General features: G+C 73.9%; 5 protein-coding genes. 3 read left to right on the forward strand and 2 right to left on the reverse strand.

All coding sequences use genetic code 11. From position 1 onward, the window contains the following. Positions 1–434 precede the first annotated feature (434 nt). Positions 435–1,538: an FAD-dependent oxidoreductase gene (locus tag D476_RS0118115; protein ID WP_017625347.1), complete on the forward strand. Its 1,104-nt coding sequence runs from the start codon at positions 435–437 to the stop codon at positions 1,536–1,538. A 95-nt stretch (positions 1,539–1,633) separates the two neighbouring features. Further along, positions 1,634–2,056, forward strand: a complete 423-nt coding sequence (locus tag D476_RS0118120; RefSeq protein WP_017625348.1) for a VOC family protein — start codon at positions 1,634–1,636, stop codon at positions 2,054–2,056. A gap of 411 nt (positions 2,057–2,467) precedes the next feature. On the opposite strand, the gene soxR is transcribed toward D476_RS0118120, so the two are convergent. After that, positions 2,468–2,962, reverse strand: coding sequence for a redox-sensitive transcriptional activator SoxR (gene soxR, locus D476_RS0118125; RefSeq protein ID WP_017625349.1), 495 nt, complete (start codon positions 2,960–2,962; stop codon positions 2,468–2,470). A 270-nt stretch (positions 2,963–3,232) separates the two neighbouring features. Here soxR and D476_RS0118130 point away from each other — a divergent pair, with 270 nt between their 5' ends. Continuing rightward, a complete protein-coding gene (locus D476_RS0118130; RefSeq protein WP_239648745.1) occupies positions 3,233–3,763 on the forward strand; it encodes an ATP-binding protein in 531 nt (176 codons plus the stop codon). 152 nt (positions 3,764–3,915) lie between these two features. On the opposite strand, the gene D476_RS33740 is transcribed toward D476_RS0118130, so the two are convergent. Then, positions 3,916–5,126, reverse strand: a 1,211-nt coding sequence (locus tag D476_RS33740; RefSeq protein ID WP_017625351.1) for an ROK family transcriptional regulator, incomplete at its 5' end; no start/stop codon positions are given.

The following is a 5,126-nucleotide window of genomic DNA, read 5'->3' on the forward strand; positions in this document are numbered from 1 at the left end:
GGCCGTCAGGGGCGCCGGTCGGGACGACGGCGCAGGGGCGGGGCCGCCCCAGCGCCGCGTCGCCCGCCCCGACCCGGTCGGAGGGAGATGACGCCGCTCCGGCGGGCGTGGCCGCGCCTGGCCCCACCCGTCCGCAAGGGGACCGCCCGGTGTGCCTCCGACCGTGGTCGGGCCTGCCGCCCCCGGCCGTGCGCCGACTCACGCCGACTCGCGGGGCAGGCCGCTCCAGCCGTGTTCCAGGACGTCGAAGGCCCTGTTGATGGCCTGGCGGGGGTCGCTGTGGCCGCGGGCCGCCCGGGGGGCCTCCAGGGCGAAGTGGGCCAGGGCGGTGCAGGCGGGATCGTCCGCCTCCAGGCCGCTCCTCGGCGATGGCCCCGGCCAGCGCGGTGGTGTGCCGCAGCCACATGTTCTGCGCGTAGTCGCGCAGCGCGGGGGTGTCGGCCACCAGTGGCCCCGGCGGCCTGACCTGCGCCCGAATCCTCCAACGGCACGGCATCAGCGCCGCCGTCTACGACCGCGACGCCGGACCCCACGCCCGTGACCAGGGCGGCAGCCTCGACCTGCACGCCGATGACGGCCAGGCCGCCCTGCGCGAGGCCGGACTGCTGGAGGAGTTCTTCCGCCTGGCCCGCCCCGAAGGGCAGGAGATGCGCCAGATGGATCCGGACGGCGGGCTCCTCTTCCACCACGTCCCTGAGGAAGGCGAACTGTTCACGCCGGAGATCGACCGCGGGCGGCTGCGTGACCTGCTGCTCGACTCGCTGGAGCCCGGAACCGTGCGCTGGGGGCGCACTCTGCGCGCCGTCGGCGGTCCTGCCGGAGGCCCCCGGCGGTTGCACTTCGCCGACGGCGGCACCGTCGAAGCCGACCTCGTCGTCGGCGCCGACGGTGCCTGGTCCGCGGTGCGGCGCGCCGTCTCCCCGGCCGCTCCCCGCTACACCGGCGTGAGCTTTCTGGAGGCCCGGTTCCACGGAGCCGACACCCGGCACCCGGACGTCGCCGCGCTCGTCGGCCGGGGCAGCGCCGGAGCGGCCGACGGAAAGCGCGGCCTGTTCGCACAGCGCAACGGCGGCGACCACATCCGCGTCTCCATCATCCAGCGGGTCCCGACGGACTGGATCGCCGCCGCCGGCCTGGCCCTCCAGGACACCGAGGGCATCCGCGCCCTCCTCCTGGAGCGCTTCCGGGACTGGTCGCCGGACCTGCTGCGGCTGATCACCGACAACGACGGCCCCTATGCCGACCGCCCGATATTCGCGCTGCCCGTACCGCACGTCGCCGAGCACGACCCCGCGGTGGCCCTGCTCGGCGACGCGGCCCACCTCATGCCTCCGCTGGGGGTCGGTGCCAACCTCGCCATGCTGGACGCCTGCGAGCTCGCCCTGGCCCTCGTGCGGCACGGCACCGTCGGGGAGGCCGTCCGCGCCTACGAGCGGACCATGGTCCCCCGGTCGACGGAGACGGCCCGGCGGCTCGACGGCGCCGTTCATGACCTGCTGTCGGCCGAGCTGCCGGATTTCGCCGCCGGGGGCGGCTGACACCCCGGGCGGCGGGGCCCGCAGCCCCGTCGCCTTCGGCGCCGTGCGCCGTGGTACCTGGGCCCGGGAGTGGGGCGGGGCCTAGAGTCGCGTCCATGGTGAACGTACTGAGCAGCAGGTTCGTGATCAGGCCGACCGACATGGAGCGCAGCCGGGCGTTCTACCGGGACGTGCTGGGCCTGGCGGTCTACCGCGAGTTCGCCACCGGGGAAGGGGAATGGGGCACGGTCTTCTTCCTGGGCGGCGGGTTCCTGGAGCTGTCGGGGGGTTCCCGGGTGCGGCCGGAGCCGGAGGCCGTGCAGCTGTGGCTGCAGGTGGAGGACGCGACCCGGGCCCAGCAGGAGCTGTCGGAGCACGGGTGCGTGATCATGCGCGAGCCGCGTCGGGAGCCGTGGGGGCTGATCGAGATGCGGGTGAGCGACCCGGACGGGCTGGTGGTGCACATCGTCGAGGTGCCCGCCGACCATCCGCTGAGGGTGCGCAGGGACGCCCCGGCCACGGAATCCGAGGGCGGCTAGCGCACGTTCCCCCTATGAATCTACGCTATAAAGGCAGCGTTGATTTCAAAGAAATCCTCTACTCCAAAGAATGAGATCGTGCGGCTGACGCCGCACTCATCTTCCAAAGCGCACCCCTTGAGTGGCAGAACGGATTTAACGGACATACCACCAGTGCGGTGGATGGGGGCATCGCCCAGCCGCCCCCTCCCTGCCCGCAGCCGCCTTGCAGCTCCCCTTGCCGCACCCGGTGACAGGTGGCCGAAAAAGCCCGCGAAACGCCTGATCAGGGCCTTACAGGGCGGTGTCGTCTTAGGGGGCCCACCGAATCGGCCGCCCGGGTAAGGGCCCGCCCCCTCCCCCGGACCGGGCCTCGCGGCGGCGGTGGGGAGGTCCTGGCCGGGTGGCCCCCCCCCGCCGCGGGCCCGGACCTCAACAAGCCTGGCTCTCGCCGCCCCCGTCGCACTCCATCCCCGGGGCCAGGAGGCGGCGCGGCCCCGGCCCCTCCTGGGCGAGTTCGTCGCGCGGGTTGGACAGCACGCACCGGTTCAGCGACAGGCAGCCGCAGCCGATGCAGCCGCTCAGGTCATCGCGCAACCGCATCAACTGGTCGATGCGCGAGTCCAGCTCCGAGCGCCAGCCGCGGGACAGGCGCGCCCAGTCCTCGGTGGTCGGGGTGCGCTCGTCCGGCAGGCTCTCCAGGGCGGTGCGGATCCGTGCCAGCGGGATGCCCACGCGCTGGCTGACCTTGATGAAGGCCAGGCGGCGCAGCGTGTGGCGGGCGTAGCGGCGCTGGTTGCCCGCGGTGCGGCGGCTGTGGATGAGCCCTTCGCGCTCGTAGTAGTGCAGGGCCGAGACCGCCACTCCGCTGCGCTCGGCCACCTGGCCGACGGTCAACTCCTTGCGCTTCCAGGCCTCCTGGGCCAACGTGCCGCCTCCCTGCGCGTGCGCGTACGTGTGGGGACGAGAGTAGCCCACAGGGCCGGGCGGGCCCGTGGTCGGCCGCCGCGGCCCGGGTGGCGCGAGTTCGGCGATTCCGGTTGCGCGGCCTCCGGGGCTGGACGATATTGGAGCCCGAGCCCCGCGTCGACGTGCGTTTCCGGGGATCGGCGGGGCTGTGTGCCCGTGGGCCGCCCTCCGCCGCCGCGCGCCGGGGCCGTGGTCCCGCTCGCCTGCTGACCCCGGGGAGTCGACACCGTGCACGAGCTGACAGCCCGTTCGGATTCCGGTGGTCCGGGTGTGTGGCGGCGGGAGCCGGATCAGCAGCTCACGTTCGCGGGGCAGGCGGCGAGCATCGGGGTGTTGCGGGACTGGGTGTCCCAGCACCTGCGGATGGGGGGTTTCGGGTATCCGGAGGCGCTGGCCGAGGCGCTGCTGCTGTGTGCGAGCGAGTTGGGCACCAATGCGGTGCGGCATTCGCGGTCGGGGTTGCCGGGCGGGGTGTTCACGGCGTCGTTGTGGCAGGCGGTGGACGGGGTGTGCCTGGAGGTGCGGGACATGGGTCCGCGGCCGGGGGTGCGTTCGGCGCCGCATATCGCCTCGGGGGCGGTGTCGGGGGTCGATGCGGAGTCGGGGCGTGGGCTGGGGTTCGTGAGTGCGCTGTGCGGCGGGCGGATGGGTGGGACGGTGCCGCCGCATCCGCGGGGGCACACGGTCTGGTGTGAGCTGTCGGCCGGGGAGGCGGGCGAGGGGTCCTGGGGTTCGGGGGAGGACGGCGGCGGGGTGTGAGCGCCGGGGTCCGATGATGGGGCCATGGTGCGTGGAGCGGGTGCGGTGGCGGCCGGGGTCGGGTGGGGGCCGTTGGGGGGTGGGGCGGTGCGGGTGTAGGCGGGTGTGTGTTTCCCCGGGGCTGTGGGTCCCGGGGTTTTTTGTGTGTGGGGTCAGGCGGGGGTGAGGGGGATGCGGCCTTCTTCGAGTGCGGTGAGGACGGCGGCGGCTCCGCCTTTGGCGGCGGCGGTGAGGCCGAGGGTGGAGGGGTGGATGAGGTCGTGGCCGGGTGGGGCGTGGGTGTGGGCGCGGGCGGTGGTGCGTGCGGGTGGGAGGAGCCAGGGGGCGAGGTCGGTGTAGTAGCCGCCGAGGATGATGGCGGCGGGGTCGAGGAGGTTGGCGAGGATGGCGCAGCCTTGGCCGAGGCGGTGTCCGGCTTGGTCGAGGGCGTGGAGGGTGCGGGGGTCGTGGTTTCGGGCGTTGTGGGCGGTGGTGTGGACGGCGTGGGTGAGGGCGGTGGTGGCGGGGTGGTGGGGGTCGGGGGCGGTGCCGGCGTTGGTGAGGATGGCGTCGATTCCGGCGAGGGCTTCGAGGCAGCCGTTGCGGCCGCAGGCGCAGGGGGGTCCGTCGGGTTGGAGGGTGATGTGGCCGATTTCGCCGGCGTGGCCGCGGGTGCCGGTCAGGGGGGTGCCGTCGGTGAGGATTCCGGCGCCGAGGCCGACTTCGCCGGTGAGGTAGATGAGGTCGGGGGTGTGGGCGAGGTGGCCGAAGCGGTGTTCGGCGAGGGCGGCGAGGGTGGCGTCGTTTCCGGTGAGGTGGGGGCCGGTGGGTTTGGGGGGTGGGGGGAGGAGGTCGGTGAAGGGGGTGTTGGTCCAGCCGAGTGGGGGTGAGGTGAGGACGGTGTGGGTGGTGGGGTCGATGAGGCCGGGGATGGCGATGCCGGTGCCCAGGAGGGTGCGGTCGGTGAGGGCGGGGTGGGTGAGGGCTCGGGTGATGAGGTGGGCGGTGGCGTGTGCGGTCTGTGCGGGGGTGGTGGCGCGGGTGTCGTAGTCGGTGTGGAGGGTGAGGAGTTGGCCGCCGGTGGGGTCGAGGGCGCAGGCGGCGAGGTAGTCGGCGTTGACTTCGAGGCCGAGGACGGCGCGGCGGGTGGGGTCGGGTCCGAGGAGGAGGGCGGGGCGGCCTGCGGTGGTGGTGTGGTGGGGGCCGTGTTGGGTGATGAGGCCAGCGGTGGTGAGTTCGTCGACGAGGCTGGAGACGGTGGATTTGGTGAGGCCGGTGGCGGTGGCGAGGTGGGCGCGGGAGCAGGGGGCGTGGGTGCGCAGGGTGCGCAGGATGAGGCCGAGGTTGTTGGCGCGGATGGTGTGTTTGGTGGCGGGGCGGTCGG

It is taken from the genome of Nocardiopsis chromatogenes YIM 90109, assembly GCF_000341185.1.
Taxonomy (GTDB): domain Bacteria; phylum Actinomycetota; class Actinomycetes; order Streptosporangiales; family Streptosporangiaceae; genus Nocardiopsis_A; species Nocardiopsis_A chromatogenes.